General features: G+C 44.2%; 3 protein-coding genes. All 3 read left to right on the top strand.

Going from position 1 to position 3,124, the window contains the following annotated elements:
- The coding region (locus tag WEIDD23_RS01920; RefSeq protein WP_242865386.1) for a toprim domain-containing protein at positions 1 to 1,206 on the top strand (1,206 nt) is incomplete at its 5' end.
- A 15-nt stretch (positions 1,207 to 1,221) separates the two neighbouring features.
- Positions 1,222 to 2,355, top strand: coding sequence for an RNA polymerase sigma factor RpoD (gene rpoD, locus WEIDD23_RS01915; RefSeq protein ID WP_010373653.1), 1,134 nt, complete (start codon positions 1,222 to 1,224; stop codon positions 2,353 to 2,355).
- A gap of 123 nt (positions 2,356 to 2,478) precedes the next feature.
- Positions 2,479 to 3,124 (top strand): WxL protein peptidoglycan domain-containing protein (locus tag WEIDD23_RS01910; protein ID WP_197458765.1); only part of this gene is annotated, 646 nt, incomplete at its 3' end.

Genomic DNA, 3,124 nt, shown 5'->3' with positions numbered 1-3,124 from the left:
AATTCGCCAGAGAGTCCGTTATTTAATAAGTCGCAAGAATTGTTTAATTTGGATTTGGCCAAAGGCGCCATCCGTAAGCAAAAACAAGTTGTCTTATTCGAAGGATTTATGGATGTCATTGCTGCATTCCAAGCAGGTGTTCAAAATGGTGTTGCCTCAATGGGAACATCTTTGACAACGGAACAAGTCCAGGTTTTGTCACGAATGGCCGACAAGATTAGTATCAGTTATGATGCTGACGACGCTGGGCAAAGGGCGACAAAACGAGCGCTCGACTTAGTGGCACAGAACGGTAAAATGGCAGCCACGGTTGTGCATATTCCAGATAACCAAGATCCAGATGAATTTTTACGTGCGAATGACGTGTCAGCATTTTTGAATGTGCTATCACATAATACGGAAGATCCGATTGCTTTTAATATCCGTTATTTACGGATGGGTCGCGATTTAACAAATCAAACAGAAATGTTTGCCTATGTTAGTGATGTGTTAGGGACGATTGCAACTGTGACTGAGCCGATTATGCGTGAAACCTATTTGCGCCAAATTGGTGAGGAGTTCAACATCGGTTTGGATGCCTTACAGGATCAGTTACGGCCGTTGTTATTGCAACAACAAGCTCGGCGGTCTAATCCGCGACGTTCGAATAACAAGCGTCCACGTCAAAGTGAGCGCGTTGCCGATGCTGATTTTGGTGCGGCACCATATGATGAGTGGCAAGACAGTGCGCCCGCACCTGTCCCAGCACCGGTTGCACCGACAATTTCGCGGGTTGAACAAGCTGAGCGAATGTTGCTAGCTTGGATGTTGCAGGATAATGACGTCTGGCTACAAGTAACTAACACACCAGATTTCACTTTTGCTGATGTACCTTATGAAACGATTATGATGCTTGCGTCAGGTTACCGCTCAGAGCATGGTAACCAGCCAATCACTGATATGGCGGGCTTTATGGACTACGTACAGAAAGCGGATTTGACTAGAATATTGGCCACGTTAGATACTTACGCGCCTGAATTATTCACGGATCGTTCGCAAGTTGATGAATATATTCAATTTATTAGTCATGACGCACCATTATCTGATAGAATTAATAGGTTACAACGACAAATTAAAGAAGCTAATCAAATGCACAATGATGCATTAGTTGCTCAGCTAAGTGTTGAATATTTGGCTGCGCTTCGTGAACAACAAACACACAAGTAACTTAAGGAGGCCGCTATGGCAGAAAAGCAAGCACCTATCTCAGCTAAGTTTGATCAAGTTGAGTTTGATAAGGCAGTGAAGAACATCATCAAGGAGTTCAAAGCTGATAAAGAAATCAAGGAAAATGCCCTCCAAGATGCTTTGGTTAAGCCAATGCGTTTGAATGCTGATCAAATCGATGAATTATACGAAAAGATCGAATCCGCAGGAATCTCAATCGTTGACGAAAAGGGAGAGCCAACTGCGCGTGCATTGGAAAACAAGAAAACTAAGTTGTCAGAAAAGGAGTTGAAGCAAGCTGCTGATGCGCCAACTGGTATGAAGATTAATGACCCTGTCCGGATGTACTTGAAGGAAATTGGTCGTGTCTCATTGCTGACTGGTGACGAAGAAGTTGCTTTGGCCGAGCGTATTGAGCAAGGCGATGACACAGCCAAGCAAGAATTGGCAGAAGCTAATTTGCGTTTGGTGGTGTCAATTGCTAAGCGTTATGTTGGTCGTGGTATGCAATTCTTGGACTTGATTCAAGAAGGAAACATGGGATTGATGAAGGCGGTTGAAAAGTTTGATTACCGTAAGGGATTTAAGTTTTCAACGTATGCCACATGGTGGATTCGTCAAGCGATTACACGTGCAATTGCCGACCAAGCTCGTACAATTCGTATTCCTGTGCACATGGTTGAAACAATTAACAAGTTGATTCGTATTCAACGTAACTTGCTACAAGACTTGGGACGTGAGCCAACGCCAGAAGAAATCGGTGCCGAGATGGACATCGTAACAGACAAGGTTCGTGATATCTTGAAGATTGCCCAAGAGCCTGTGTCATTGGAAACACCAATTGGTGAAGAGGATGACTCACATTTGGGTGACTTTATTGAAGATAATGAAGCCATTTCGCCTGCAGATTCAGCCGCTTATCAAATGTTGAAGGAACAATTGGAATCAGTGCTGGATACGTTGACGGATCGTGAAGAGAACGTTTTGCGTTTGCGTTTTGGTTTGGAAGATGGTCGTACACGTACGTTGGAAGAAGTTGGTAAGGTATTTGGGGTTACGCGTGAGCGTATTCGTCAAATTGAAGCCAAGGCACTTCGTAAGCTACGCCACCCATCACGTTCAAAGCAATTGCGTGATTTCTTGGATTAAAATTAAAACTAACGGGCCGGGGCGAATGCCTCGGTTTTTTAGTAACGGCAGAATACTTATTTTTTCACAGTTAAACATACCGAGCCGGGCAATTTTTTGCGGGCATCGCATCAGGAGAGGGAAATGCGACGATTTTTATTAATGCTTTTGGGGAGCATCCTTTTGTTTGGTGGCAGTATTCAAGCTGCCGAACGTGATTTTTCAGTTGCAATCGATACGGCTATTTCTGAACAACGGCAACCGTCTAATACGGCATACTATGATTTGTTATTAGCACCAGGTACTACAAAAGAGTTATCTTTTATTCTAACTAACCATACAGATGACGATCTGCGGATTGCGGTTAATCCGAGTAATGCCACTACATCAAGTAGCGGTCGTATTACATATCAACCATTGACGGAGAATCGAGCGCCGACGATTCAGATGACAAATTACCTACAAATCGCAAAGACCGTTGTCATCCCCGCAGACGACCAAAAAACGGTCACAGCAACGCTTACAATGCCTAATACAGCGGACATTGGCTTGATGGCAGGCGGGGTGTCATTTACAGCGGTCAAAGCGAAACAGGATATCAATGACAAAATTCAGTTAGCGCACGCCCTGTCATATACGATTGCTGTTCATGCCCGTGCGCAGGCAAAACTACCTAAAGTGGCGTTGTCGTTGTCGCAGCCAACGGCGATTTCGTTACCGAATCGGACAGGCATTGCGTTTCAGATTAATAATAAAGTTGGACGATTTGTAAATGATCTCTCAGGTACGG

Source organism: Weissella sp. DD23, from assembly GCF_001579105.1.
GTDB classification, from domain to species: domain Bacteria; phylum Bacillota; class Bacilli; order Lactobacillales; family Lactobacillaceae; genus Weissella; species Weissella cibaria.
The sequence above is the reverse complement of the archived record's forward strand: the minus strand, read 5'-3'. Positions and strand labels throughout refer to the sequence as shown.